This window comes from Mycobacterium aquaticum (assembly GCF_002086485.1).
Taxonomy (GTDB): domain Bacteria; phylum Actinomycetota; class Actinomycetes; order Mycobacteriales; family Mycobacteriaceae; genus Mycobacterium; species Mycobacterium aquaticum.
The window spans coordinates 47988-73557 of record NZ_MVHF01000026.1 but is presented as its reverse complement, the minus strand read 5'-3'; the positions used below and the strand labels follow the sequence as shown (position 1 = coordinate 73557).

26 protein-coding genes are annotated in these 25570 nt (G+C 67.7%); 9 read left to right on the top strand and 17 right to left on the bottom strand.

What is annotated here, in order from left to right:
• Window positions 1-179 precede the first annotated feature (179 nt).
• On the bottom strand, window positions 180-1058 hold the full coding sequence (locus BST13_RS22970; RefSeq protein WP_083166322.1) for an aminodeoxychorismate lyase: 879 nt from the start codon (window positions 1056-1058) through the stop codon (window positions 180-182).
• Window positions 1059-1090: 32 nt separating this feature from the next.
• Here BST13_RS22970 and ygfZ point away from each other — a divergent pair, with 32 nt between their 5' ends.
• Window positions 1091-2176, top strand: coding sequence for a CAF17-like 4Fe-4S cluster assembly/insertion protein YgfZ (gene ygfZ, locus BST13_RS22965; protein ID WP_083166321.1), 1086 nt, complete (start codon window positions 1091-1093; stop codon window positions 2174-2176).
• Between the two features lie 142 nt (window positions 2177-2318).
• Window positions 2319-2492, top strand: a complete 174-nt coding sequence (locus BST13_RS22960) for a DUF3073 domain-containing protein (protein WP_072278584.1) — start codon at window positions 2319-2321, stop codon at window positions 2490-2492.
• A gap of 78 nt (window positions 2493-2570) precedes the next feature.
• On the opposite strand, the gene purM is transcribed toward BST13_RS22960, so the two are convergent.
• On the bottom strand, window positions 2571-3662 hold the full coding sequence (purM, locus tag BST13_RS22955) for a phosphoribosylformylglycinamidine cyclo-ligase (protein ID WP_064942171.1): 1092 nt from the start codon (window positions 3660-3662) through the stop codon (window positions 2571-2573).
• Window positions 3663-3724: 62 nt separating this feature from the next.
• Window positions 3725-5257 (bottom strand): amidophosphoribosyltransferase, encoded by a 1533-nt coding sequence (gene purF, locus BST13_RS22950; protein WP_083166320.1) that lies wholly within the window; start codon window positions 5255-5257, stop codon window positions 3725-3727.
• A 211-nt stretch (window positions 5258-5468) separates the two neighbouring features.
• On the opposite strand from purF, the gene BST13_RS22945 reads away from it, so the two are divergent.
• A complete protein-coding gene (locus tag BST13_RS22945; RefSeq protein WP_245839773.1) occupies window positions 5469-6821 on the top strand; it encodes a DoxX family protein in 1353 nt (450 codons plus the stop codon).
• A gap of 3 nt (window positions 6822-6824) precedes the next feature.
• Here BST13_RS22945 and BST13_RS22940 read toward each other — a convergent pair whose 3' ends face one another.
• Window positions 6825-7205: a sterol carrier family protein gene (locus BST13_RS22940; protein WP_083166319.1), complete on the bottom strand. Its 381-nt coding sequence runs from the start codon at window positions 7203-7205 to the stop codon at window positions 6825-6827.
• A gap of 16 nt (window positions 7206-7221) precedes the next feature.
• Between BST13_RS22940 and BST13_RS22935 the strand changes: the two genes are divergently transcribed.
• From BST13_RS22935 to BST13_RS22925, 3 genes are read left to right on the top strand one after another with little or no spacing between them, the layout of a single operon-like run.
• On the top strand, window positions 7222-8430 hold the full coding sequence (locus tag BST13_RS22935; RefSeq protein WP_083166318.1) for an MCE family protein: 1209 nt from the start codon (window positions 7222-7224) through the stop codon (window positions 8428-8430).
• Between the two features lie 45 nt (window positions 8431-8475).
• Complete coding sequence (locus tag BST13_RS22930) at window positions 8476-8898, top strand: PPOX class F420-dependent oxidoreductase (RefSeq protein WP_083166317.1); 423 nt, start codon at window positions 8476-8478, stop codon at window positions 8896-8898.
• A gap of 19 nt (window positions 8899-8917) precedes the next feature.
• On the top strand, window positions 8918-10183 hold the full coding sequence (locus BST13_RS22925) for an APC family permease (RefSeq protein ID WP_083166316.1): 1266 nt from the start codon (window positions 8918-8920) through the stop codon (window positions 10181-10183).
• Here the strand turns inward: BST13_RS22925 and BST13_RS22920 are convergent.
• The 6 genes from BST13_RS22920 to BST13_RS22895 all read right to left on the bottom strand — a co-directional run bounded on the left by BST13_RS22920 (window position 10137) and on the right by BST13_RS22895 (window position 17707).
• Window positions 10137-10754: an Rv0804 family intramembrane glutamic endopeptidase gene (locus tag BST13_RS22920; RefSeq protein ID WP_083166315.1), complete on the bottom strand. Its 618-nt coding sequence runs from the start codon at window positions 10752-10754 to the stop codon at window positions 10137-10139. The two genes, BST13_RS22925 and BST13_RS22920, sit on opposite strands and share 47 nt — an antisense overlap.
• Window positions 10754-12478, bottom strand: a complete 1725-nt coding sequence (locus tag BST13_RS22915) for an alpha/beta hydrolase (RefSeq protein ID WP_083166314.1) — start codon at window positions 12476-12478, stop codon at window positions 10754-10756. Before BST13_RS22915 ends, BST13_RS22920 begins: the two co-directional genes overlap by 1 nt.
• Entirely contained in the window at window positions 12475-14772 is a 2298-nt protein-coding gene (gene purL / locus BST13_RS22910; protein ID WP_083166313.1) for a phosphoribosylformylglycinamidine synthase subunit PurL, read from the bottom strand. Before purL ends, BST13_RS22915 begins: the two co-directional genes overlap by 4 nt.
• Window positions 14773-14848: 76 nt before the next feature.
• Entirely contained in the window at window positions 14849-16057 is a 1209-nt protein-coding gene (locus tag BST13_RS22905) for a cation:proton antiporter domain-containing protein (protein ID WP_083166312.1), read from the bottom strand.
• 27 nt (window positions 16058-16084) lie between these two features.
• Window positions 16085-16432 (bottom strand): VOC family protein, encoded by a 348-nt coding sequence (locus BST13_RS22900; protein ID WP_083166311.1) that lies wholly within the window; start codon window positions 16430-16432, stop codon window positions 16085-16087.
• A gap of 15 nt (window positions 16433-16447) precedes the next feature.
• Window positions 16448-17707 (bottom strand): M18 family aminopeptidase, encoded by a 1260-nt coding sequence (locus tag BST13_RS22895; RefSeq protein ID WP_083166310.1) that lies wholly within the window; start codon window positions 17705-17707, stop codon window positions 16448-16450.
• A gap of 49 nt (window positions 17708-17756) precedes the next feature.
• On the opposite strand from BST13_RS22895, the gene BST13_RS22890 reads away from it, so the two are divergent.
• Window positions 17757-18794, top strand: coding sequence for a Dyp-type peroxidase (locus BST13_RS22890; RefSeq protein ID WP_083166309.1), 1038 nt, complete (start codon window positions 17757-17759; stop codon window positions 18792-18794).
• The gene (locus tag BST13_RS22885; RefSeq protein WP_083166308.1) at window positions 18791-19588 is read left to right on the top strand and encodes a family 1 encapsulin nanocompartment shell protein; all 798 of its coding nucleotides are present in this window, start codon (window positions 18791-18793) and stop codon (window positions 19586-19588) included. The genes BST13_RS22890 and BST13_RS22885 overlap by 4 nt, the downstream gene beginning before the upstream one ends.
• Window positions 19589-19827: 239 nt before the next feature.
• On the opposite strand, the gene purQ is transcribed toward BST13_RS22885, so the two are convergent.
• From purQ to BST13_RS22870, 3 genes are read right to left on the bottom strand one after another with little or no spacing between them, the layout of a single operon-like run.
• On the bottom strand, window positions 19828-20502 hold the full coding sequence (purQ, locus tag BST13_RS22880; RefSeq protein ID WP_083166307.1) for a phosphoribosylformylglycinamidine synthase subunit PurQ: 675 nt from the start codon (window positions 20500-20502) through the stop codon (window positions 19828-19830).
• Complete coding sequence (purS, locus tag BST13_RS22875) at window positions 20499-20738, bottom strand: phosphoribosylformylglycinamidine synthase subunit PurS (protein WP_029369872.1); 240 nt, start codon at window positions 20736-20738, stop codon at window positions 20499-20501. Before purS ends, purQ begins: the two co-directional genes overlap by 4 nt.
• A 10-nt stretch (window positions 20739-20748) precedes the next feature.
• Window positions 20749-21423, bottom strand: coding sequence for an ATPase (locus tag BST13_RS22870; protein WP_342744312.1), 675 nt, complete (start codon window positions 21421-21423; stop codon window positions 20749-20751).
• Window positions 21424-21442: 19 nt separating this feature from the next.
• On the opposite strand from BST13_RS22870, the gene BST13_RS22865 reads away from it, so the two are divergent.
• Window positions 21443-22081, top strand: coding sequence for an MBL fold metallo-hydrolase (locus BST13_RS22865; protein ID WP_083166305.1), 639 nt, complete (start codon window positions 21443-21445; stop codon window positions 22079-22081).
• Here BST13_RS22865 and BST13_RS22860 read toward each other — a convergent pair.
• From BST13_RS22860 to BST13_RS22845, 4 genes are all read right to left on the bottom strand, one after another.
• Window positions 22078-23721, bottom strand: coding sequence for an FAD-binding dehydrogenase (locus BST13_RS22860; protein WP_083166304.1), 1644 nt, complete (start codon window positions 23719-23721; stop codon window positions 22078-22080). The two genes, BST13_RS22865 and BST13_RS22860, sit on opposite strands and share 4 nt — an antisense overlap.
• A 21-nt stretch (window positions 23722-23742) precedes the next feature.
• On the bottom strand, window positions 23743-24447 hold the full coding sequence (locus BST13_RS22855; protein WP_083166303.1) for a DUF2334 domain-containing protein: 705 nt from the start codon (window positions 24445-24447) through the stop codon (window positions 23743-23745).
• A gap of 67 nt (window positions 24448-24514) precedes the next feature.
• Window positions 24515-24997, bottom strand: a complete 483-nt coding sequence (locus tag BST13_RS22850; RefSeq protein WP_425437040.1) for a glutathione peroxidase — start codon at window positions 24995-24997, stop codon at window positions 24515-24517.
• Between the two features lie 24 nt (window positions 24998-25021).
• The gene (locus BST13_RS22845; RefSeq protein ID WP_083166301.1) at window positions 25022-25567 is read right to left on the bottom strand and encodes a TetR/AcrR family transcriptional regulator; all 546 of its coding nucleotides are present in this window, start codon (window positions 25565-25567) and stop codon (window positions 25022-25024) included.
• Window positions 25568-25570 lie beyond the last annotated feature (3 nt).

Genomic DNA, 25570 nt, shown 5'->3' with positions numbered 1-25570 from the left:
AGGGGCTCGGGGGCCGGGTGGCTGCGGGGAATTCGCCAGCGCGCGCAGGCAATTCACCCCGCGCTGCTAGCGGGCAGCCACCTCACATGTCCATAAATCAATCAATTTGTCGGACCACCTCCTTCCCTGTGTACGAGCGACCGTACCCCCGTATGCGCACCGCGACAAGCGATTTACTGTCAGCGATCGCTGACGATGGCCGCGTCCACGAGACCGGCCAGTTCGTCATGCAGCGGGGCATCGCGTAGGCGGTGTCCGTCCAGGGTGTGCACCCGCGCGGCGAGTGTGATGCTCGATATCAGCCAAACCCCTTGTGCGGTAATCAGATCCGCCGGTGTGAGCTGGCGGTAGTCGCAGTCGTAACCCTTGTTGCGGGCCACCTCGAAGAGCGCCTGCTGCGTCGTTCCGCGCAGGATCGGGTACCACGGCGGCGGCGTGAGCAGCAACAGCGCCCCTGATTCGTCTGTGGTCGCGATGACGACGGTGGACCGAGGTCCCTCCAGCAGATACCCGTCGGAGCTGACGAAGATGACGTCCCCGGCGTCCTGGCGCGCGGCGTGCCGCAACGCGGCCATGTTGACCGCGTAGGACAGCGTCTTGGCGCCGGCGACCAACCACGGCATGTCGGCGGCCCCCAGCGGCAGACCGCGGTCCAGCGTGATCGCCGCGACCCCGTCGCGCCGGGCACCGGCGACCCGGTCGGCCAGTTCGCCGATGGTGGCGAACGCCGTCGGTGACCCGCCACTTTCGCGGCCCCGGCTGTACACCAGGCGCAACACCCCGTCGCCGGCATGTTCGGCCGCCCAGCGCTGCGCGCCGATGCCCACCGCAGTGCGCCAGGCCGGCAGATCGGGCTCGGGCAGGTCGAGCATCCGGGCCGACTGGCTCAGCCGCGCCAGGTGCGACTCCAGCAGGCAGGGCCTGCCGTCGCGGATCAGCAGCGTCTCGAAGACCCCGTCGCCGCGCACCGCGGCCAGATCGTCGGCGTGCAGTAGAGGTGCCGTCGGATCGTGGAGTTGTCCGTCCAGGGTGACCACGACGGCTGGTTGACTCGCCATGGGGCCTCACCCTAGCGCCGTAGAGTTGGACCATGTCAGAAGTACCGACAGCCGTTCCTGCGCCCGACAGCAGCCCTGATGCCGGTGCCGTGTGGCACTACGGCGATCCCCTCGGTGAACAGCGAGCCGCGGACCGGGGCGCCGTCGTGGTCGACCGGTCCCACCGCGCAGTGCTCACCCTCACGGGCAAAGACCGCCAGACCTGGCTGCACAGCATCTCCACGCAGCACGTCAGCGCGCTGCCCGACGGTGCCGTGACGGAAAACCTCAGCTTGGATCTGCAGGGCCGGGTCGAGGATCACTGGATCCAGACCGAACTCGGTGGCACCACCTACCTGGACACCGAGGCGTGGCGGGCCGAGCCGCTGTTGAGCTACCTGCGCAAGATGGTGTTCTGGGCCGACGTGCAGGTTGAGCCCGCCGAACTGGCGGTGCTTTCCCTCCTGGGTCCGGCGCTGGCCGACTCGGCAGTGTTGTCTGCACTGGGCCTCGACGCCCTGCCCGCCGAGCTTTCCGCGGTGGCGCTGGCCGACGGCGGTTTCCTCCGGCGCATGCGGGCCGATGGGCTGGAACTGGATCTCGTGGTGCCCCGCGACCAGGTCGACGCCTGGAAACAGCGACTGGAGGCGGCCGGCGTGCAGCGAGCCGGGGTCTGGGCCTACGAAGCGCACCGGGTGGCGGCGCGTCGCCCCCGGCTGGGAATCGACACCGACGAACGGACCATCCCGCACGAGGTCGGCTGGATCGGGTCCGCGGTCCACCTGGACAAGGGCTGCTACCGAGGCCAGGAGACCGTCGCCCGCGTGCACAACCTGGGCAAACCGCCCCGGATGCTGGTCCTGCTGCAGCTCGACGGATCCTCCGAGCGTCCTTCGGCGGGGGATCCCGTGACCGCGGGCGGCCGCACGGTGGGCCGGCTGGGCACCGTCGTCGACCACGTCGACGAAGGACCGATTGCGCTCGCGCTGCTCAAACGCGGTATTCCGGTCGAGACCGAGCTGCTCACAGGTGGTGAGGTGGCCGTGGCGGCGGTGATCGACCCCGACTCGTTGCCGTCCGCGGATACCAGTGCGGGCGCCGGACGAGCTGCGGTGGACCGGCTGCGCAGCGGCGCGTAACGGCCCTCACGCCCCGTCGGAGGCAGGGCCTGCCAGCACTTCGCCGCCGGGCACGGTAAAGTGTTGGCAGGACAATAAAGACACACAGATCGGAGCCGCCTAGCAAATGGGCCGCTCCGTTATTGCGCGAGGGGGTCCCCCCATGGGCCGCGGCCGGGCTAAGGCAAAGCAGACCAAGGTTGCACGTGAGCTCAAGTACAGCTCACCGCAGACCGATTTCTCCCAGCTCCAACGTGAGCTGTCGGGTGCTCCCGATTCCGAGGATGCAAACGACGACGCCGACGAGTGGGCCAACGAGGACGACTGGCGGCGCTGAGCTGACCGGCATTCCGGCCCCACGGCAGCTTGGCCGCAGGGCCGGATTCCTCTATCCGCGAGGAGAACCCTTCCCGGGTTAGAAGCGCGGGTGCTGACCGACGAGTTGGGCGCGCAAACTGTCCTTCCCGCCCTTCTCGACGGTGCCCAGCGTCCAGCAGTTCAGGTGTCGCGCAGTCAGGATCGCCAGCGCACGGTCGGTGTCCTCCGGCGCGACGACGGCGACCATGCCGACGCCCATGTTGAACGTCTTCTCCATCTCGACACGTTCGATGCGGCCACGCTGCGCGATCATCTGGAACACCGGCGCGGGCGTCCACGTGCCGCGATCGAGCGTCGCGGTCAGGCCGTGCGGGATGACCCGTTCCAGGTTGCCGGCCAGGCCACCACCGGTGACGTGGCAGAACGTGCGGACCTGGGTTTCCGCCGCCAGGGCCAGGCAGTCCTTGGCGTAGATGCGCGTCGGCTCCAGCAGCTCCTCACCGAGGGTCCTGCCGAACTCCTCGACGTGGCCGGCCAGGTTCATCCGGTCGATCTCCAGCAGCACCTTGCGGGCCAGCGAGTAGCCGTTGGAGTGCAGGCCGCTGGCGGCCATGGCGATGATCACGTCGCCCGGCTTGACCCGGTCGGGCCCCAGCACATCGTCTGCCTCGACGATGCCGACGCCCGTCGCGGAGATGTCGTAGTGGTCGGGCTCCATCAGCCCCGGGTGCTCGGCCGTCTCCCCGCCGAGCAGCGCGCAGCCGGCCAGCACGCACCCGTCGGCGATGCCGGACACGATGGCGCTGACGCGTTCGGGGACCGTCCGCCCGACGGCGATGTAGTCCTGGAGGAACAGGGGCTCGGCCCCGCACACGACGAGGTCGTCGACCACCATCGCGACCAGGTCCAGCCCGACCGTGTCGTGTTTGTCCATGGCTTGGGCCACCGCCAGTTTGGTGCCCACGCCGTCGGTCGACGAGGCCAGGACGGGCTCGCGGTAACCGCCGCGCAGTGCGAACAGTCCGGCGAAGCCGCCCAGACCACCCCGGACCTCGGGACGGGTTGCTTTAGCAGCGAGCGGTTTGAAGAGTTCCACAGCGCGGTCACCGGCTTCGATGTCCACCCCGGCCGATGCGTAGGAAATGCCCTGCTGATCGGCGATGCCGTGCTGTGCGGCGCCTTTAGTCATCGCAAATAAGGCTACCGCCCCGGGGATCGGCGCGATACAGCGCCGGCGCGCTGACGCGTCTCTCAGGGCCTGCGCAGCGCCGAGACGTTGTCGTTGTCGGCGGTGACCGGGATTCCGGTGCGCGCCGCGGTGGCCAGCATGTGCTCGACGACGTTCTTGCCGAGCGCCGTCTCACCAGGCAGTTCGATCGGGTAGTTGCCGTCGAAGCAGGCCGAGCACAACCGGGTTGCCGGCTGCTCTGTGGCAGCGATCATGCCCTGCTGGGAGATGTAGCCCAGGGTGTCGGCGCCGATGGCGTGTCGAACGGCCTCCAGCATCTCCCCCTCGTGCTCCTGGGGCGCGGCGTTGGCGATCAGCTCCGCCGGGGTCGCGAAGTCGATGCCGTAGAAACAGGGCCATTTGACCGGCGGCGACGCGATCCGGACGTGGACCTCGACCGCACCGGCTTCCCGGAGCATGCGGACCAGGGCGCGCTGGGTGTTGCCGCGGACGATCGAATCGTCGACGACGATCAGGCGCTTGCCCCGGATCACCTCTTTGAGCGGGTTGAGCTTGAGCCGGATGCCCAGCTGCCGGATGGTCTGCGACGGCTGGATGAACGTGCGGCCCACGTAGGCGTTCTTCATCAGGCCTTGCCCGTACGGGATACCCGATTCCTGCGCGTACCCGACCGCCGCGGGGGTGCCCGATTCGGGCACGCCGATCACCAGGTCGGCCTCGATGGGGTGTTCACGGGCCAGCCGCCGGCCGATGTCGACGCGGGTGGCGTGGACCGAACGGCCGACGAGCGTGCTGTCCGGGCGGGCCAGGTAGACGTATTCGAAGACGCAGCCCTTGGGTTCCGGGTTGGCGAAACGCGTCGAGCGCACGCCGTCGGCGTCGATGGCCAGCAGTTCGCCGGGCTCGATGTCGCGGACGAACGAGGCACCCACGATGTCGAGCGCCGCGGTCTCGGAGGCGACGACCCAGCCGCGGTCCAGCCGGCCCAACGACAACGGCCGCACGCCGTGCGGGTCGCGTGCGGCGTACAGCGTGGTCTCATCCATGAACGTCAGGCAGAAGGCGCCGCGCACGGTCGGCAGCAGCTCGAGGGCCGCCTGCTCCAGAGTGGCGTCGGCGGCGCCGTGGGCCAGCAGCGCGCCCAGGATGTCGGAGTCCGTCGTGGCCGTGGGGGCGCCCTTCATGTCGATGAGGCCCGCTTCGCGCGCCCGCCGGGCGAGTTCAGCCGTGTTCACCAGGTTGCCGTTGTGTCCCAGCGCCACGCCCGTGCCCGCCGCGGTGTTACGGAAGACGGGTTGGGCGTTCTCCCACGTGGTGGAGCCGGTGGTCGAGTAGCGGCAGTGGCCGACGGCGACATGGCCTGGCATCGCGGCCAGCGTCTGCTCGTCGAACACCTGGCTGACCAGGCCGAGATCCTTGAAGACGAGGATCTGGGAGCCGTCGGTGACCGCGATACCCGCGGCTTCCTGACCACGGTGCTGTAGCGCGTACAGGCCGTAGTAGGTGAGCTTGGCGACGTCTTCTCCCGGGGCCCAGACCCCGAATACACCACACTCTTCGCGCGGTTCGTTGTCGTCGAGTTCCTGACCAGTCACGATAGGGCTGCTCCCGGGGCGGCGGTTGGAGACATCACAGAGTCTACGGTCCAGATGGGCCTGAAAAAGAATCGAACGGCCGGTTCTGGTATCGCAGACGTGCAACAACGGACGCCCCGGCCCCATTTCCGAGCCCGCCCCGATGGTGTGGACAACCGAACCCCGATCCGTCGGGATAACCCCATCGATTCGCCACTGGCCAACGGCAAGGATGACTTTCGTGACCAGTCAACTCTCGGAGAAGCCCGCAACCGGTCCTGCAGAATCCGTCGACGACGCTCAGCCGCACCCATGGTCGAACGTGACGAAGACCTCATTCCGATTCTGCTTCATCTACTTCGGCCTGTTCTGTCTGCTGTTCGCACAGATCACGTTCGCCTTCCTCGGCATCCTGGGTCAGGTGCTGCCGGAATCGGCCGTGATGTGGCAGATGACGGTGCTGGGCCCGGTGTTGGGCTGGGTCGGTAGGCATGTCTTCGGTGTCGAAGCCGTGTTGCACATGGACTCGGGCAGCGGGGATCAGGCAGCCATCTGGGTCATGGTGTTCTGCCTGCTGGTCGTCGCCGTCATCGGCACCGCGGTGTGGTCGCTGGTGGACCGTACCCGCCGTGACTACTCGCGGCTCTGGGCGTGGTTCCTGACGTTCGTGCGGTTGTGTGTGGCCGGGCAGATGTTGTTCTACGGATTCGCCAAACTCATCCCGACGCAGATGCCCAGCCCACCGCTGACGGCGTTGCTGCAGCCCTACGGCAACTTCAGCCCAGCCTCGGTGCTGTGGCTGCAGGTCGGCACGTCGCAGCCCTACGAGATGGCATTGGGCGCCGCGGAGGTGCTGGCGGGGCTGCTGCTGTTCCTGCCGCGCACCGCGACGCTGGGTGCGCTGGTCGGCCTGGTGAGCATGGCGCAGGTGTTCCTGTTGAACATGACGTTCGACGTCCCGGTCAAGATCCTGTCGGGCCATCTGCTGCTGATGAGTTTGGTGCTGCTCGCCCCGCAGCTGCGACAGTTGACGAACCTCTTTGTCCTGCAACGCGCGTCGGAGCCCGTCAGCCAACCTGAACTGTTCGGCACCGAGCGGGCCAACCGGAGAGCGGCCGCAGCTCAGGCGCTGCTCGGCATCTGGGTGGCGATCGGCTGCGTGTGGACCGGTTGGCAGGCCTGGAATCAATACGGTGGCGGTAGCGCCAAGCCCGAGTTGTACGGCATCTGGGCGGTCCACGAGTTCAGCGTCGACGGCAAGCCGCTGCCGCCGCTGACCACCGACCAGACCCGTTGGCAACGGGTGATTTTCGACAAGCCCGGCGCAATGACATATCAGCGGATGAGCGGCGACCTGGTGGACACGACCGCCGACGTCACGGCGGACACCATCCGAGCCTCGGAGCCGGGCGGCGCCGCGCTGGCCGAACTCACCGTGTCACGCCCGACGCGGCAACAGCTGCACCTGGCGGGCACATTGCGGGGCCGTCCTGTTGCGATGACGCTCGATCAGGTCGATGAGAACGGATTCACCTTGCGCAACAGGGGTTTTCACTGGGTACAGGATTATCCGTTCTTCCGCTGAGCGCTACAGCGTGACCAGTGGTAGCCACCGCGCAACCTCGGTGGCGCGCGAACCGGACAGCTGCACGGCGCCGCCGGCGTCGTCGAGCGACAAAAGCCCCGTGGCCAGCAACAGCCAGGTGCGGGCGTCGGTTTCGACGACGTTCGGCGGCGTGGCGCGGGTGTGCCGCGGCCCCTGGATGCACTGCACCGCCACGAATGGCGGTACCCGGACCTCGACGCTCGCGCCCGGTGCGACCGCTGCCAGCGTGCGCGCGGTGAGTCGCACCGCGTCGGCGAGCTCGGCCCGGCCTGGTTCGGGGGCTCCGGCGTCGCGCAACCAGTCGGCCACCGCCGACACGGCGACCCGGGTCTTCACCGGATCTGCACTACCACGGGCGGCCATACCTTAGTGTCTCAAAGTGTTTGCCGATCGCCACAATCCGCCGTACAAGACGGCCGGCGCCGCTCTCCTTGCGGTCGTGGCGCTTGTGCTGATGCTGGTCGCGCTGCAGTTCCGCGGGGCTTTCCAGCCGAAGGCACAGCTGACCCTGGTGTCCTCACGTGCCGGCCTGGTGCTGGACCCCGGATCCAAGGTCACCTACAACGGTGTCCCGATCGGCCGGGTCGCCGGCGTCAGCACAGTCAACGGAGATGACCTCAAGGCGCGGGTCATGCTCGACATCGACCCGCGTTATCTGGACCTGTTACCTGCCAACGTGGAAACCTCGATCCAGGCCACGACCGTGTTCGGCAACAAGTACGTCGCCTTCCGCTCGCCGCAAAAGCCAAGTGCCGAGCGGGTTTCCACCACGACACCGATCGACGTGTCCGCGGTGACCACCGAGTTCAACACGCTCTTCGAAACCATCACGGCCATCTCGGAGCAGGTCGACCCCATCAAGCTCAACCAGACCCTGTCGGCCACCGCCCAGGCGCTGTCCGGTCTCGGCGACAAGTTCGGCCGGTCGCTGGTCGATGGGAACGCCATCCTCGACGACCTGAACCCGCGGATGCCGCAGTTGCACCACGACATCAGCGCGTTGGCCGATCTCGGCGACGTGTACACCGGCGCCGCGCCAGATTTGTTCGACGGGTTGACCGACGCGGCACGCACCGCAGCCACGTTCAACGCCGAACGGGAGAACATCGATTCGGCGCTGATGGCGGCGATCGGGTTCGCCGGCACCGGGGCCGACATCGCCGAACGCGGCGGACCGTACCTGCGGCGCGGGGCACAGGATCTGCTTCCGACGTCGGAGCTGCTCGACGAGTATCAGGGCGAAATCCTCTGCATGATCCGCAACTATCACGATGTCGCACCTGAGCTGAACCTGGCGCTCGGCGGGGACAACGGCTATTCGCTGGCGTCCTCGGGCACGCTGTACAGCATCGGGTCGGCCAATGCCTATGTGTATCCCGACAACCTGCCGCGCGTGAATGCTCACGGCGGTCCCGAGGGCAAGCCGGGCTGCTGGCAGAAGATCACGCGCGACCTGTGGCCCGCTCCGTATCTGGTGATGGACACCGGGCTGTCGATCGCGCCGTACAACCATTTCGAGTTCGGCTCACCGATGTTCACCGACTACGTGTGGGGCCGTCAGATCGGCGAGCCGACCATCAACCCGTGACGCCGCCGTTGACATCAACTTTCGTTGAGGTTCTACCGTGACGGCATGATCTTCAAACCGCATGAGATCGCCTTTCTGCGCGGCGCCGACCTGGGTCGGTTGGCCACCATCCAACCCGACGGCACGCCGCAGAACAGCCCGGTTGGCTTCACGTTCAACGAACAACTCGGCACGATCGACATCGCCGGTTACCGGATGTCGCACAGCCAGAAATTCCGCAACATCGCCACCAATCCAAAGGTCGCGTTCGTGGTCGACGACATCACCTCTCGCGATCCGTGGCGGGTTCGCTGTCTGGAGATCAGGGGCACCGCCGAGCAGGCCCAGGTGCCTGCCGCCCGCGGCGCCGCGGGCGATGAGTTGGACACCGCCATCATCCGCATCACGCCGCACAAGATCATCAGCTTCGGTATCGACGATCAGGAATCCGAACCGCACCAACTGATTCCTGACGTCAGGACGATGTAGGCGGCCTTACCATCGAACGATGCCGAAGCGGCCCGTGTCCGAAACCGACGACACGGGGTACTTCGTGCCCGGCGTTCTGCCGATGTGGCGTGCGGCCGGCCTGTCGCTCGCCGTGGCCGGAAGCGCTGTGTTCAACGGCGTCGGCGCACTCGGTGCCGTCCTGATCGCCGTCGTGGTGGTCTACGCACTCGGGCGGTTGCACCGTCAGGCACCGGAAGCGCCGGCTACCGGTGATCTGGTCGGATCGACGCTCGGTCCGTCGGCCGCGCGGTTCACCGGCATGATCCAGCTGGCGGCCTACGCCGTCATGGCTGCCGGCGTCGCGGTGTCGCTGGGCGGCCTGTCGTTCTACCACTCGGCGGATCCGGCTTCGGCGATGGCCAGCTGGTGGTGGCCGACGTTGTCCCTGGCCTTCGTCGGCCTCGCCGCAACCCTGGTTGCCGTCCTGCCGACCCGGACCATCGGCGCGACCGCCGCGGTGCTGGCTGCGGTGGGTCTGTTGGTGTACTTCTACGTCGGTTTGGCGATCATCGCCAAAATGCTCAGCGGGGCCGCGCCTCTCGACATCGGCCCGCAGCGGTTTTCCTCGGCGCTGGTCGCACTGGCCGTCGTGATTCCCCTTGGCCTGGGATTGGTCGGGTTCGAAGTGGCGAGCGCCGCCAACGGCAGGCTGCGCTCGGTGAGCCGGCCCCTCGGCGTGGTGCTGGCCGCGGTCGCCGTGTGCACGGTCACGCTGCTGGTGGCGGTGAACGTCGCAACGGCAGGCGGTTTCCAATACCAGGCCGGTTCGTTCTCCTCGATCGCGATCGAAATCTTCGGTGAGCCAAGCCGTCTCTGGCTGCTTGCGGGTCCTGTACCGCTGTCGTGTGCGGCTGTTCTTGCATTGCTGTGGGCAGCGACGCGAGTCGCCGGGCGGCTGTTCGGTGGCGGGGTGGCGACCTCCTGCCTGGTCGCTGCGGGCACCGCCGTCGTCGCGGTGGCGCTCTGCCGCTACCAGCGCGAGATCAGCGGCCTGCTGTCCATCGTGGCGGCGTTGCTCCTACTCGTGGTGTATGTCCTGGTCGCCGAAGCGAACTCGCGGGTATCGGGGGCACCCGCCGCGATGCAGGTGCCCCGCATCGTGATGTTGGCGACTGCGGCCGGCGTGGTGTTCATCCCACTGCGCGCGAGGGACTTCGCGATCGCAGCGTGGTGGCCGCTGGGCGTCACCGTCCTGATCGTCGGCGTCGCGGCGCTGCTCAGCGGCGTCGGAAGAACAGCACGGCCAGCGCCCCAGCCTCATTGAGGGCCAGGTGCGTCAGCATCGGCGCAGCCAGTCCACCGGAACTGTCGGCCAGCCATCCGAACACCCATCCCGCGCCACCGGTCACCAGCACGGTGCCGACGACTGGGGCGCCTGTCGCGCGCGCATCGGCGATGTGCGACAAGCCGAATGCCGCCGCCTGCAGAACCCGCCCGCCACGGGGACCGAATGCGCCGGAGCCCACGCTCGCGAGCGCGCCACGATAGGTCGTCTCCTCCGCCCACACCGTGCCGATCGGGATCCGCAGCATCAGCCATCCGACCGGATCCGAGGGCAATTCCCGCTGACGCATCACGGCGCGTGCGGCGGGCACCGCCGTCGTGGCCGCGGTCGCGGCGGTGACTGCGAGGGCCGCGACCGCACCCCACCGCAGGCCGGGCCGCACGCGAGTCGTCTGCAGGCCGGTCGGCGCGCGGGTGAGCGCGACCAGGCCAGTGCCCACGAGCGCCCGCAGCGCGGGCTGCCAGCGCGCCGGTAGCCGCGGATCCACCAGGGAGCTCCAGGCCACCAGCCCACCGGCCAGCAGCAGCGCCCGTAACCTGTTGGCGGGCATCAGTTTTCGGGGCCGTCCTCGGCCATGGTCTTCTGTAGCGCGATCCGGATGCGCTCGGTGTCATGCGGTGTCCAACCAGCCGGCGGCGCCACCGCCGCCCAGCCGTCCAACACCGACTCGCCGTAGTTGTGCCCGTGCCCGGCCGGCACCCCCGAGGCGTTGGTGATGTCGGCGGCGACCTGCCAGAACGTGATGATCGGATACCAGCGCATCGACGCCGTGCGGTCGCGGGCGGGCGGCTCGACGAGCCAATCCGGCCGGGAGAACAGCAGATCCGTCGACCACCAGACGATCGGGTCCGACGGATGCTGCAGGAACAGCACCCGGGTCCCCTCCCACGTGCCTGCCGTGTCGGCGGCGATTTCGCCGGGATCGACGGCTTCGGAGAACCGGACCGTACGGCCGTTGTCGTAACGCGGTCTGACCGCCGGGGTTCCCGGGTCGCGGCGCACCATCAGGCCGTGCCACAGCGTGCTGGCGTTCGGCGGGCCGACCCACAGCACAGCGGAGAAACCCATCCTCGCGATGTCGGGCAGCCAGCTGAAGGCTCCCTGCCCGGCCAGCGAACCCAGGCTCTCGCCGTAGAGCACCAGTTCCGGCCGGTGGTCCGCGGGCAGTTGGGCCCAGCGTTCATGGATGGCATTGATCATGGTCCGACCGGAGTCCACCGACTTCTCCCGGTCCGCCAGGAACGAAATCCAGCTCGGCAGATAGGAATACTGCATGCCGACCATCGCGGTGTCGCCGTTGTACATCATCTCCAGTGCCCGCGCCGCGACCGGATTGACCCAGCCGGTACCCGTGGTCGGGACGATCACCAGCATCTTGCGATCGAACGCGTGGGTACGCTCAAGTTCGCTGAGGACCACCGAGATCCGCTGCTGATCACTGTCGCCGGTCTGCAATCCGGCGTACACCCGGATCGGTTCCTTGGCGGGCCTTCCGTTGAGCTTGGTGAGCTCGTCGGCGTGCGGGCCGGTGGCGACGAAGTTGCGGCCTTGAAAGCCGAGGGTGTTCCACTGCGCGAAAGAGTCTGGGCTTCCTGATCTTTCAGGTTGATCGGGCTGGCTGACACCCTCGCGGGTGGTGGTGTTCTGCGGCTGGAACACCCGACTCGCCCCGGCCAGAAACCCGCGGTAGAGCACACCGTTGACCAGCGTGACCACCAGCACCACCACGATCGCGGTCCCGATGAACTGCGCGACCTCACGGTGCAGATGCCACCGCCGGATGAACAGCCGGGCCAGCAGCCGCACGGCGTCACGCAGCACCCGCGCGGTGGAGATCAACGCCGTGCCGACGGCCACGGCGATGATCAATGTGCGCAGATAGCCCGCGGTGCCCGGACCTTCCATGCCCATCACCGCCGACACCTGCCGCTGCCAGGCCGCGGCCGGGATCAGCATCAGAATGCACGCCGCGATCGCACCGGTGACGACGACCGCCTTGAGGCCGTACAGCACCCGCTTACCCGGGGGCCACCACGGTCTACGCCGTAAAACCAAGCGGTACAGCACTTTTCCGAGCACGACGCCGATGCCGTAGCCGATGGCTGCGTTGATCCCACCGATCAGCCCGGCGAACAACCAGTCTCTGGGCAGCAGCGACGGGGTCAGCGACAAACAGAAGAACAGGGCGCCGACGGCGATGCCTGCGAAATCGAGCCGGACCAGGTTCCAGGCCCAGACCAGTAACGGATGTCGATTTGTGGTCTGTTCAATCACCCGAACAACCCGGGCAGCACGCCCTCCGACGTGCTCCGCAGCTCGGACAAGGTGACACTGAACTGGCCCTGCACTTCGACCGAATCGCTACCCTGGTCGACCACACCGATGCGGGTCACCGGCAGGCCGCGTGCCTCGCACATCGACCGGAACCGGCTCTCCTCGGTCCGCGGAACGGCCACCAGTACGCGCCCCGCCGACTCGGAGAAGAGCGCCACGAAGGGGTCAGCACCTTCGGGAAGGATGACCCGGCAACCGGTTTCGCCCGCGAGCGCGGCTTCGACCACTGCTTGGATCAGCCCGCCCTCGGACAGGTCGTGCGCGGCGGAGACCAGCCCGTCGCGCGACGCCGCCACCAGCACCTCGGCCAGGAGCTTCTCGCGGTCGAGGTCCACCTTCGGCGGCACCCCGCCGAGGTGGTCGCCTGTGACCTGCGCCCAGATCGACCCGTCGAACTCGTCGTGGGTGTCGCCGAGCAGCATCAGGGTCTCGCCGGGCTCGGTGCCGAGACCGGTGGGGATCCGGCGCTTCACGTCGTCGATCACGCCGAGCACGCCGACCACCGGGGTCGGCAGGATCGCGGTGGTCCCGGTCTGGTTGTAGAAGCTGACGTTGCCGCCGGTCACCGGAATGCCAAGGGCCGCACAGCCATCGGCGAGGCCGCGGACCGCTTGGCTGAACTGCCACATGACACCGGGGTCCTCGGGAGACCCGAAGTTGAGGCAGTTGGTCACCGCGACCGGTGTGGCGCCGGTGACGGCGACGTTGCGGTAGGCCTCGGCGAGCGCGAGCTGCGCGCCGGTGTAGGGGTCCAGCTGGGTGTAGCGCCCGGAGGCATCGGTGGACAGCGCGATGCCCCGGCCGGTGGACTCGTCGATGCGCAGCACACCACCGTCGGCATGCTCGGCCAGCACGGTGTTACCCCGCACGTACCGGTCGTACTGCTCGGTGATGAACGCCCGGCTACACAGATGCGGACTGCCGACCATCGTCAGCAGGGTCTCCCGCAGCTCGTCGCCCGTCGTGGGACGCGGCAGCTTCGCCGAGGTGTCGGCGATCAGCGCGTCTTGGCTGTCGGGGCGCGCCACCGGACGCTGGTACACCGGGCCCTCGTGCGCGACGGTGCGCGGCGGCACGTCGACGACGGTCTCGCCGTTCCACGTGATCTGCAGCCGGTCGCCGTCGGTCACCTCACCGATGACGGTGGCCAGCACCTCCCACTTGCGGCACACCGCCATGAACGCGTCGACGTTCTCCGGGGTGACCACCGCGCACATCCGTTCCTGCGATTCGCTCGACAGGATCTCGGCCGGGGTCATGTTGGTCGCGCGCTGCGGTACCCGTTCCAGTTCCACCCGCATACCGCCGTCGCCGGCGGACGCCAGTTCGGATGTGGCGCACGACAATCCGGCGCCGCCGAGATCCTGGATACCGACCACCAGGCCGGCCGCGTAGAGCTCCAGACAGCACTCGATGAGCACCTTCTCGGTGAACGGGTCGCCGACCTGCACCGCGGGGAGCTTCTTGCGGCCGGGGCCGGACCCTTCGTCGCCGCCGAAGGTCTCCGACGCGAGCACCGACACACCGCCGATGCCGTCCAGGCCGGTGCGGGCACCGAACAGGATGATCTTGTTGCCCGTGCCCGACGCGAACGCCAGGTGCAGGTCTTCCTTGCGCAGCACGCCGACGCACAGCGCGTTCACCAGCGGGTTGCCCGCGTAGGACGCGTCGAAGACGGTCTCGCCGCCGATGTTCGGCAGGCCCAGGGAGTTGCCGTAGCCACCGACGCCACGCACCACGCCGTCGAGCACGCGCCGGGTGTCGGGGGCGTCGGCCGCACCGAACCGCAGCTGGTCCATCACCGCGACCGGGCGGGCACCCATGGCCATGATGTCGCGGACGATGCCGCCGACACCGGTGGCCGCGCCCTGGTAGGGCTCGACGTAGGACGGGTGGTTGTGGGACTCGACCTTGAAGGTGACGGCCCAGCCATCGCCGATGTCGACGACGCCTGCGTTCTCGCCGATACCGGCCAGCATGCCGGCGCGCATCTCGTCGGTGGTGGTTTCACCGAAATAGCGCAGGTGCACCTTGGAGGACTTGTAGGAGCAGTGCTCACTCCACATCACCGAGTACATGGCCAGTTCAGCGTCGGTGGGACGCCTGCCGAGGATCTCCCGGATCCGCTGGTACTCGTCATCCTTGAGGCCGAGTTCGCGGTAGGGCTGGGGGTGATCGGGGGTGGCGGCTGCCCGCTCCACCGAGTCGATGTCGTGGGTGAGCTCAGACGTCACGCTCAGAGTGTATCGTTGCCGGCCCTGCGCCTTTGACCCCGAGCAGGTCAGCGGCATACTCGGCGGAGCCCAACCGTCAGGTGACCAGTCTGGTTTGCGACCGCTGGTACGCACGGGCGGCAGCGGGCGCGCTCGCTCCGTGCACGATGACGCTGCCCAGCACCGCGATTACCAGCACCTGCACGACGGTGTCCTCGGCGACGCCTTCGAGCGCGTTGAACGCCAGCAGTCCGAAGACGATGGAGCTGGTACCGCGTGGTCCCAGCCAGCCGAGCAGTAAGCGCTCCGGCCACCCGACCGGTGAGCCGAGCATCGCCAGCAGCACCGTGACGACGCGCACCACGGTGAGCACGAGCAGGCAGAACACGACCATCCCCCACGGCACGCCGAAACCGAGCGCCAGCACGGCGGTGAGGCCGAACACGAACCACATGCCGGAAGCCAGGAGGAATCCGACGTCGTCGACGAGTTCCAGTTCGGTGGCGAAGGTCGGCGAGGTCCGGAAGTAGTTGAACGCGATGCCGCAGACGAAGGCCGAGACGAAGCCGTTGCCGCCGATGCCGAGGCTGGCTCCGAACGACAACAGCGGGGCCGTCACCAGGATCAGGCGTTTGGCCTGGCCGGTCATCAAAGCCCGGCGTTCGGCGGTGTTGGTCGCCACCGCCAGAACGGCACCGACGATGGCGCCGACCAGCAGCGCCTTGCCTGCCTCAGGGATTGCCCGGCCCAGCGCGTCCAGCGGGGTCTCGGCCTGGGTGCGGTCGGAGGCCAGGACAACGGCGAAGATGAAGACCGGCGAGACGATGCCGTCGTTGTAGCCGGCCTCGACGTTGAGCAGGCCACGTACCCGTTCGGGAATGCGGTCGTCACGCAGCAGCGAGGACGTCGGCGCAAAGTCGGTCGGCACCACCACGCACGCGATGACCAGCAGCACGGCCCACGGTAGGCCTGGCAGCAGCCACAGGCCCAGCAGAACCGACGCGGCCAGGCCCAGCGGCATCGCGATGAACAGCAACCGCAGTGCCGAGCGCGGGTCAGCGCCGAGATACCCACCGCGCACATCGGTGGCATCGACGAAAAGCAGTACAGCGAGGATGATTTCGGCCACGTGCTGGGCAGCGACGGCGTTCAGGGTCGACGCGAGCGCGTCCTTGGTGGTGAAACCGGTCGCGATCCCCGCCAGCACAAGCAGCATGGGCGAGGTGAGCCGCAGCCGCTCGAAGCCCCGCGAGAAGAGCGACCAGCAGGCCAGCACCACCGAGACCGCGACGAGCGACAACAGCATGGCCGGAATCCTGCCAGCTGGCAGCTGTTATTGACCGGCGATACAGAACGCGTTGCCCACTGGGTCGGCGAGCACCACCCAGGAGAACGCGTCACCGAAACTGTGCCGCCCGGTTTCGCTGGCACCCAGCCCGACAAGCCGCGCCACCTCGGCTTCCATGTCAGCGGCGTGGAAGTCGAGGTGGACCCGGTTCTTGCCCGGCGTCGGATCATCGACGTGCTGGAATCCCAGCTTGGGGCCGTCGGGCGACTCGACGATGATGAATTCGCCTGGCATCACGGCGTTTACCGTGCCGCCGAGAGCCTGTGCCCACCACTGGGCCAGCGACTCGGGTTCGGCGCAGTCGACGGTGACCATCTCCACATGCAGCGTCATGCGGCCGACGATAGATCAGGCCGGTGACAAAAAAGCTTGCAACGCCGCCGAGTAGGCCGCGACGTCATGGGCTCCCATGAACTCCCGCGCGGAATGCATCGCCAGCTGCGCCGCCCCGACGTCGACGGTGGGGATGCCGGTCCGGGCGGAGGTCATCGGCCCGATCGTCGACCCACAGGGCAGATCCGCCCGGTGCTCGTAGCGCTGCAGCGGCACGCCTGCCTGCTCGCACGCAAGCGCGAACGCCGCCGCGGTGCGGCCGTCGGTGGCGTAGCGCAGGTTCGGCTGCACCTTGAGCACCGGCCCGGCGTTGACCGCTATCTGGTGGGACGGCTCGTGACGATCGGGATAGTTCGGGTGGGTGGCGTGCGCCATGTCGCCTGACGCCACCATCGACCCGGCCACCCGGCGCAGGTAGTCCTCCCTGCTGCCCCCGGCTGCCAGCGTGATGCGTTCCAGCACGGTGGGCAACAGCTCGGACTGGGCACCGTGGTCGGAGGTGGAACCGACCTCTTCGTGGTCGAACAGCGCCAGCACGGGGATGTGGTCGGATTCGCCCGCGGCGAGGAAGGCCTCCAACCCGGCGTAGCACGTCACCTGGTTGTCCAACCGTGGCGCGCTGACGAACTCGTCGTCGACACCGGTCACTGCCGACGGGTTCGTGTCGTGCGTCATCAGGTCGAACCCCAGCACGTCGGCCTCGGCGACGCCCGCCCGCTCGGCCACGAAACCGAGAAACGACCCCGGCTGCTCCCCCAACCCCCACACCGCGTTCACGTGTCGCTGTGGGTCGGGGCTGACTCCTTTGCGGTCGTCGGACAGATGGATCGCCAGCTGCGGCACCCGCAGGATCGGGTCGTCGACGCAGACCAGGCGGTGTTCGACGCGGTTCGCGACGCGGACCGCCAACCGGCCGCTGATGCCGAGGTCACGGTCCAGCCAGGAGTTCAGCCACGCCCCGCCGTAGGGCTGCAGCGCCACCACCTGCCAGCCGGCCACCACGCGGTCGGGATGTTGCTTGACCCGCAGATTCGGGCTGTCGGTATGCCCGCCGACGATGCGAAACGGTGTCACCGGGCCGGACTCGTCGGACCGCCACGCCACCAGCGAACCGGCTCGCACCGTGAAGTAGCGACCGCTCGCGGGCCACGCGTCGGTTTCGGCCAGCTCTGTGAAGCCTGCTGCGACCAGTCGTTGTGCGGCGTGAGCGCACACGTGGAACGGAGACGGCGAGGCATCGATGAACTCACACAGACCATGGGGGCTAGCTGCCATATCTCTATCTTGGCCTGGATTTCACGGCGGTCCGCGCTAGGGTCCTGGTGTGCCCGCACCACAGCCCCAGCCGGTTCTGGCCCCGCTGACACCGGCTGCCGTGTTCATGGTCTCGACGATCGACGAAGGTCAGGAAGCGACAGTCCACGACGCTCTGTCCGACATCTCGGGTCTGGTCCGCGCAATCGGATTCCGTGACCCCACCAAACATTTGTCGGCGATCGTGTCGATCGGCTCCGAGGCCTGGGACCGACTGTTCTCCGGACCCCGCCCGGCCGAACTGCATCCGTTCGTCGCGCTCGACGGTGCGCGCCACCACGCCCCGGCGACCCCGGGAGACCTGCTGTTCCACCTGCGGGCCGAGTCCATGGACGTATGTTTCGAACTCGCAACCAAACTCGTCGATGCGATGGCGGGTGCCATCACCATCGTCGACGAGGTGCACGGCTTCAAGTTCTTCGACAATCGGGATCTGCTCGGATTCGTCGACGGCACCGAGAACCCGAACGGGCCGGTGGCCACCAACGCCAGCCAAATCGGCGACGAGGACCCCGATTTCGCCGGCGGCTGCTATGTGCACGTACAGAAATACCTGCACGACATGACATCGTGGAACTCGTTGTCCGTCGAGGAGCAGGAGCGAGTGATCGGCCGCACCAAGCTCGATGACATCGAGATGGCCGATGCGGTGAAACCACCCAATTCTCATCTCGCCCTCAACGTCATCGAAGACGCCGACGGCAATGAGCTGAAGATCATTCGGCACAACATGCCGTTCGGCGAGGTCGGCAAGGGCGAATTCGGTACGTACTACATCGGATATTCCCGCACCCCCAACGTCACCGAGCGGATGCTGCGCAACATGTTCATCGGTGATCCTCCGGGGAACACCGACCGCATCCTCGATTTCTCCACGGCCGTCACGGGCGGCTTGTTCTTCAGTCCCACCATCGACTTCCTGGACGATCCACCGCCGCTCCCGGCGGACCGGGCAGAAGAACCGCAACCGGTTTCGGTCGAGGAACCGGCGGCGCGCAGCAATGACACCTCACTGGCGATCGGCAGCCTGAAAGGAACACCGCAATGAACAATCTCTACCGCGAACTAGCTCCGATCACCGAGTCTGCCTGGGCCGAGATCGAAACCGAGGCGACCCGCACGTTCAAGCGCCACATCGCCGGGCGCCGAGTCGTCGACGTGACGGGGTCTGGCAGCCCGGTGGAGGCCGCGGTGAGCACCGGTCATCTGCTCGACGTGGAAGCGCCCGCCGACGGCGTGCAGGCCAATCTGCGAGCGAGCCAGCCGCTGGTGCGGTTGCGTGTGCCGTTCACGGTGTCGCGCACCGCAATTGACGACGTCGAGCGCGGCGCCCAGGATTCGGACTGGGATCCGGTCAAAGACGCCGCCAAGAAACTCGCATTCGTGGAAGACCGAGCCATCTTCGAGGGCTACGGCGCTGCATCCATCCAGGGCATCCGCAGCGCCAGCTCCAATCCCGCACTGGCCCTTCCGGACGACGCCCGCGAAATTCCCGACGTGATCGCGCAAGCACTTTCAGAGCTGCGCCTCGCCGGTGTCGACGGCCCGTACTCGGTACTGCTGTCTGCGGCGACCTACACCAAGGTCAGTGAGACCACCGCACACGGCTATCCGATCCGCGATCATCTGAGCCGACTCGTCGACGGGGACATCATCTGGGCGCCCGCCATCGACGGCGCGTTCGTGTTGTCCACCCGCGGCGGCGATTTCGATCTACACCTCGGCACCGACGTGTCCATCGGCTACCTGTCGCACGACGCCGACAGCGTCAGGCTGTACATGCAGGAGACTCTGACGTTCCTCTGCTACACCGCAGAGGCATCGGTGGCGCTTACTGCCTGACGCTCCCACCCTTTGCACCGCGAGCGTGCGTGTCTGTTCCTCGGCACGCCGCTCGCGGTCGGCATTTTGCGCACGCTCGCGGTGAGCGAGGATAGTCGATCGGTTAACGAGAGGCAGTCGACGCAGCACCTGATCGCGATGCTGAGCAGTCGACTAGCACTGCATCGAGTCTGCGGTGAGGGCACAAGACATCGAGAAGCGAACGCCCTCAACGCAGACCCAACGCGTCAGCTCAGCCGTCAGGCCGTGAGGACCGCGTCCAGCGCGGAGTAGAAGAGGCCGAGGCCGTCGTCGGAGGGGCCGGTCAGGGCCTCCGTTGCGTGTTCGGGGTGCGGCATGAGGCCGACGACGCGGCGGTTGGCCGAGCAGACACCCGCGATGTTGCGCATCGAGCCGTTGAGGTTCTCGCGGTAGCGGAAGACCACGCGATCCTCGGCTTCGAGTTCGTCGAGCACCGCTTCGGAGGCCACGTAGCGGCCTTCGCCTGACTTCAACGGGATCAGCAGATCGGCGCCCGGCTCGTAGCGCGTCGTCCACACTGTCGAGGCGGATGCCACCTCGAGCCACACGTCGCGGCAGATGAAGTGCAGTCCGGCGTTGCGGGTCAAGGCACCTGGCAGCAGGCCTGCCTCGCACAGCACCTGAAAACCGTTGCAGATGCCCAGAACTGGCATCCCCTTTTCGGCCGCGGAAATCACCGAACCCATCACGGGGGCGAACTTGGCGATCGCGCCGCAGCGCAGGTAGTCGCCGTAGGAGAAGCCGCCGGGCACCACGACGGCGTCGACGCCGTGCAGGTCCGCGTCGGCGTGCCACAGGTTGACGGCTTCAGCCCCGGCCAGCCGCACGGCTCGGGCGGCGTCGACGTCGTCGAGGGTGCCGGGGAAGGTTATGACCCCAATGCGAGCGGTCACGAATCCTCCCGGCTCACCGCGAAGTCTTCGATCACGGTGTTGGCCAACAGGGACTCGGCGATCTCGGCCAGCGCCTCGTCGGAGACGGAATCGTCGACCTCAAGCTCAAAACGCTTGCCCTGTCGAACATCTGAGATACCCGCATGCCCGAGGCGACCGAGCGCCCCGACAATGGCCTGCCCCTGGGGGTCCAGGATCTCAGCCTTGGGCATCACATGCACAACTACCTTTGCCACGGCGCACACTCTACCGGCACGATCCCAGGTAGGCGTCGCACAGTGGCCTGGTCATCGCATCGAAGACCTGGCTATCGGGAATCGTCGGCCACGGAACCTGCGGCGGGGTTGTTGACCACATGGCGAGCTCCACCACGGTGCTGTTGCGGGTGTCGGCCAGCAAATACTGATGCAGCACCCGGTTGCCGTCGATGCTGAGCACCGCCGCCAACTGACCGGGCACATCGGTGGTGATCGACGGAGAGGTCTGCGGCGCGGTCAGCTGACAGGCCCGCAGCGCGCCGGCGGCCACCCGGATCACTCCGAGCGCGATGTCGGCGCCGCGCCAGGTCTCGCCCCGCCAGTGCACCACCTGCGCCTGCACCTGCCATTGGCCGCTCGGCTCGGGGATGAGAGCCCGCGCGCTCACCGCGTAGCCACGCGCATCGCCCGGCAGCGGCGGCGTCGCGCAGTCGTCCTCGAAGCGGAACCGCGGGCCCACTGTCGCCACGGCCAGCCCGGCCGGCTCGCGCCAGTGGTAGGTGCGGTCCAGGGGTATGTCCGCAGCGGCGATCCATGCGGACGCGGGGATCTGGTCGCACATCGGCGGACAGCTGGAGGGCTGCGCCGAGGCCGCCCCGGGCACGGCCGCCAGCCCGAAGACCGCGAGCAACATCGCCCACATCATCCGCATGATTGCAGCCACTGAGGGCAACAATATAGGCATGCAATTGACGCATTTCGGACATTCATGCCTTCTGGCCAGCATGTCGGACACCACGGTGTTGTTCGATCCGGGCAATTTCTCGCACGGATTCGAGGGCATCACCGGCCTGTCGGCGATCCTGATCACCCATCAGCACCCCGATCACGCGGACCCGGCCCGCCTGCCGGCGCTGGTCGACGCCAACCCGCAGGCCGCGCTGTACGCCGATCCGCAGACCGCTGCTCAGCTCGGCGGCGCTTGGCAGGCCGTGCAGGTGGGTGACCAGTTCCAGGTCGGCAATATCACCGTCCGCGGCGTCGGCGGAAGGCACGCGGTGATCCACCCGGAAATCCCGGTGATCGACAACATTTCGTATCTGTTGGGCGACGACGAGCACCCGGCGCGGCTGATGCACCCGGGCGACGCGCTGTACGTGCCCGGCGAACCGGTCGACGTGCTGGCCACCCCGGCAGCCGCGCCGTGGATGAAGGTCTCCGAGGCCGTCGAGTACCTGCGCGCGGTGGCGCCGGCCCGGGCGGTGCCGATCCATCAGGGGATCATCGAACGCAATGCGCGGGGCATCTACTACGGGCGGCTCAGCGAGATGACCACGACGGATTTCCAGGTGCTGGACGAGGAGAACGGCACCGAGTTCTAGGCGATGTCGGCTGCCGCGCCCCGGCCTGCGGCGCGGCCGGAGAAGATGCAGCCGCCCAGGAACGTTCCCTCCAGCGACCGGTAGCCGTGCACGCCTCCGCCGCCGAACCCGGCCGCCTCGCCGGCCGCATAGAGCCCCGGCAGTGCCGTGCCGTCCTCGCGCAGTACCCGAGAGTCCAAGTCGGTTTCCAAGCCGCCCAGGGACTTTCGGGTGAGGATGTGTAGCTTGACGGCAATCAGGGGGCCGGCCTCCGGATCGGTGAGCCGGTGCGGTGCGACGACGCGCCCCAGCCGGTCACCGAGGTAGCCACGCGCTGCGCGGATCGCGGTGATCTGTCCGTCCTTGGTGTAGCGGTTGGCCACCTCCCGGTCGCGGGCGGTGACCTCGGCGGCAACCGTTGCGTAGTCGAGTTCGATGACATCGGGGACCGTGTTCATCGCGGATACCAACTCGCGCAAGGTATCTGCGCTGACGAAGTCGATGCCGCGGTCGACGAACGCCTGGACCGGAGCGGGGGCGCCGCGTCTGACCCGCGCCAACACATCCCGCACGCTGCGGTCGGTCAGATCGGGGTTCTGTTCCTGACCCGAGAGCGCGAACTCCTTGGCGATGATCCGGGCGTTGAGGATGAACCACGTGTAGTCCTGCCCGGTTCGGCAGATGTGCTCCAATGTGCCGAGGGTGTCGAAGCCGGGGTAAAGCGGTACCGGTAGGCGTCTTCCGTTGGCGTCCAACCACAGTGACGAAGGACCGGGCAGGATGCGGATGCCGTGTGCGGGCCAGACGGGATCGTAGTTGGTGATTCCCTCGGTGTAGTGCCACATGCGGTCACTGTTGATGACGCGCCCACCCGCAGCCTCGGAGATGCCGATCATGCGTCCATCGACGTGGGCGGGCACCCCGCTGAGCAGTTGTTCGGGCACCCGGCCCATCCGCTCCGGCCAGTTCTTGCGGACCAGCTCGTGGTTACCGCCGATACCACCGCTGGCCACGATCACGGCCGACGCATGGAACTCGAAGTACCCCACTACATTTCGCGATGACGCCACACCACGGGCGGCCGACGACGGCTCCAGCACCGAGCCCCGTACGCCGGTCACCAGACCGTCGGACACGATCAGCTCGTCGACGCGGTGCCGGTGGGCGAATCGGACGCGCGCGTTGTTGCGCACGCGGCGCGCAAAAATCTCGACGAGCGCGGGGCCGGTCCCCCACGTGATGTGGAACCGCGGTACCGAATTGCCATGTCCGAGCGCGTCATAGCCACCTCGCTCGGCCCAGCCGACCAAGGGGAAGGTCTGCAACCCGCGGGCCCGCAGCCAGCTGCGCTTCTCCCCCGCCGCGAAATCCACGTAGGCATGCGCCCATTCGCGGGGCCAGTGGTCTTCGGGCCGATCGAATCCCGCCGTGCCCAACCAGTCCTGCAGCGCGAGCGCTTCGCTGTCACGGATGCCGAGCCTGCGTTGTTCGGGGCTGTCGACGAAGAACAGTCCGCCGAACGACCAGAACGCCTGACCGCCGACGTTGGCCGCGTTCTCCTGGTCCACGATGAGCACGCGGTGTCCACGCTCGACGAGTTCGCAGGCGGCCACCAGTCCAGCCAGACCTGCTCCCACGACGATGACGTCGGCGTCTGCCATGAGACGCAAGACTAGCGCGAGTCAGGCGGCGTCGGTCAGTACCGGATCGGCGTTCCAGTGGTAGACGGCAGGCACGCTGTTATGCAGCAAAGCCAGATCGATGGCATCGAGCATGGCCTGACGCGGTCCCGGCCTGCGCAGGTGACGCGCGGCCACCGCGACGCGCACCACGCCCTCGCGCCGGGCAGTGCGCTCAGCGGCCAGAACGAGTGTCCGGCACCACCACGGCTCGGTGAGAAAGCCCTCGCCGATACCGAGCACGCGCGCCCGCAGGGTGGTCTGGCGGACCAGGTCGGTAACGCCGCTGAGGCCGGCCAGCAACCGAAAGCCATTGCGCGGTAAAGCAGTCACAGTGCCTTGCGACACCGTCCAGCCGGGGGCGGCGAACAGCCTGGTACGCAGGCCGAGGTGCTCGAGCACCCGGTCGGCGCCCATGATCCGCAGGTTGGCCTCATGCGCGGGCAGGCTCGCGAACTCACCGCGACGCTTCTTGGTGGCGGCCTCGTCGTACCCGTGCAGCACCACTGCGTCACCGCCGGCGCGGCGGGTCGTCAGCCATTCCACAGTCGGGGCGTCGTGGTCCAGGCGGTATCCGCCCTTGAGTCGTGGTGCGACCAGCAGCGAGGCAGGCACGCCGCGGCTGTCGAGTTCGGCGCAGAATGATTCGACGTCAGCCAGCGTGCGCTCACTGATCTGTGAGATCGAGACGAAGAGTTGTCCGGTCACTCCACCAGTGTGACAACGTGACATGACGCAACGGTTTCCAACACTCTGCCGCCGAATGTCGATTCGGCTATCGCGGCAGGACAGCTTCGATGGCCGCAAGCACTTCGGGTGCGTCGGGCGCGGTACGCGGTCGGAACCGGTTGACCACCGCTCCACCGGGAGCGAGAAGGAACTTCTCGAAATTCCACTGGATGTCACCGGCCGCACCGTCGGCGTCGGCGGCCGTGGTCAGGGCGGCGTAGAGCGGGTGCCGGTCCGGCCCGTTGACGTCGGTCTTGGCGAGCAGCGGGAACGTGACGCCGTAGGTCGTCGAGCAGAAGGTCCGGATCTCCTCGGCGGTGCCGGGTTCCTGCCCCATGAACTGGTTGCATGGCACACCGATGACGGTCAGCCCACGGTCGCCGTAGTCCTGCGCGAGCTTCTCGAGCGCCGCATACTGCAGGGTCAGGCCACATTTCGATGCCACGTTGACCACCAGTGCCGCGCCAGTTGCCAACGCGCCCAACGTGGTCGGGGTGCCGTCGAGGGTGGTCAGCGGAATTTGGTCGATGCTCACACCCCGACGCTACCGCACCTACGCGTCGAACAAGATCAGGCCCAATCGCTCGACGACACCGAGTGGGTCGGCGCCCGTGTCGATCGCATCGTTGAGCCAGAGCAACGAGAAGCCGTGCACCAGCGACCATGCTGCCAGCGCCGCCGCTTCGGGGTCGGCGTGGGCTTTGGGGTCGACGAGAGTGCCCACCCCGCTGTCGAGTTCGGCCCGTGCCGCCGCGGCCGCCGCGACGAGTTCGGGGTTGGTCTCGTCGTAGAGCGACTTGTCGAACATCACCGCATAGTGGCCGGGATGGTCGAGCGCGAATCGGACATAGGCCTTGGCAGCGTCGATGAACTGGGGGCGGGCGCCGGTCAGCGCTGCGGCCAGCAACTGGAAGCCCTCGGCGGCCAGCGCGGTGAACAGCCCACGCCGGTCGGTGAAGTGATGCGCCGGCGCGGCGTGCGAAACGCCGGCAGCGCGTGCCAGTTCGCGCAGCGAGACTCCGTCGGCCCCGCGCTGCGCCACCAGGGTGGCGGCCTGGGCCAGGATCACGGCCTTCAGGTCACCGTGGTGGTAGCTCATGCG

What these genes read in the sequence shown, in the direction of transcription:
- BST13_RS22885 (WP_083166308.1), top strand. Translation starts at nt 18,791, where the DNA reads ATGAACAATCTCTACCGCGAACTAGCTCCGATCACCGAGTCTGCCTGG.
- BST13_RS22845 (WP_083166301.1), bottom strand. Translation starts at nt 25,567, where the DNA reads ATGAGCTACCACCACGGTGACCTGAAGGCCGTGATCCTGGCCCAGGCC.
- BST13_RS22920 (WP_083166315.1), bottom strand. Translation starts at nt 10,754, where the DNA reads ATGCCCGCCAACAGGTTACGGGCGCTGCTGCTGGCCGGTGGGCTGGTG.
- BST13_RS22960 (WP_072278584.1), top strand. Translation starts at nt 2,319, where the DNA reads ATGGGCCGCGGCCGGGCTAAGGCAAAGCAGACCAAGGTTGCACGTGAG.
- BST13_RS22925 (WP_083166316.1), top strand. Translation starts at nt 8,918, where the DNA reads ATGCCGAAGCGGCCCGTGTCCGAAACCGACGACACGGGGTACTTCGTG.
- BST13_RS22945 (WP_245839773.1), top strand. Translation starts at nt 5,469, where the DNA reads ATGACTTTCGTGACCAGTCAACTCTCGGAGAAGCCCGCAACCGGTCCT.
- purM (WP_064942171.1), bottom strand. Translation starts at nt 3,662, where the DNA reads ATGACTAAAGGCGCCGCACAGCACGGCATCGCCGATCAGCAGGGCATT.
- BST13_RS22895 (WP_083166310.1), bottom strand. Translation starts at nt 17,707, where the DNA reads ATGGCAGCTAGCCCCCATGGTCTGTGTGAGTTCATCGATGCCTCGCCG.
- ygfZ (WP_083166321.1), top strand. Translation starts at nt 1,091, where the DNA reads ATGTCAGAAGTACCGACAGCCGTTCCTGCGCCCGACAGCAGCCCTGAT.
- BST13_RS22900 (WP_083166311.1), bottom strand. Translation starts at nt 16,432, where the DNA reads ATGACGCTGCATGTGGAGATGGTCACCGTCGACTGCGCCGAACCCGAG.
- BST13_RS22860 (WP_083166304.1), bottom strand. Translation starts at nt 23,721, where the DNA reads ATGGCAGACGCCGACGTCATCGTCGTGGGAGCAGGTCTGGCTGGACTG.
- BST13_RS22905 (WP_083166312.1), bottom strand. Translation starts at nt 16,057, where the DNA reads ATGCTGTTGTCGCTCGTCGCGGTCTCGGTGGTGCTGGCCTGCTGGTCG.
- BST13_RS22865 (WP_083166305.1), top strand. Translation starts at nt 21,443, where the DNA reads ATGCAATTGACGCATTTCGGACATTCATGCCTTCTGGCCAGCATGTCG.
- BST13_RS22940 (WP_083166319.1), bottom strand. Translation starts at nt 7,205, where the DNA reads ATGGCCGCCCGTGGTAGTGCAGATCCGGTGAAGACCCGGGTCGCCGTG.
- BST13_RS22930 (WP_083166317.1), top strand. Translation starts at nt 8,476, where the DNA reads ATGATCTTCAAACCGCATGAGATCGCCTTTCTGCGCGGCGCCGACCTG.
- BST13_RS22970 (WP_083166322.1), bottom strand. Translation starts at nt 1,058, where the DNA reads ATGGCGAGTCAACCAGCCGTCGTGGTCACCCTGGACGGACAACTCCAC.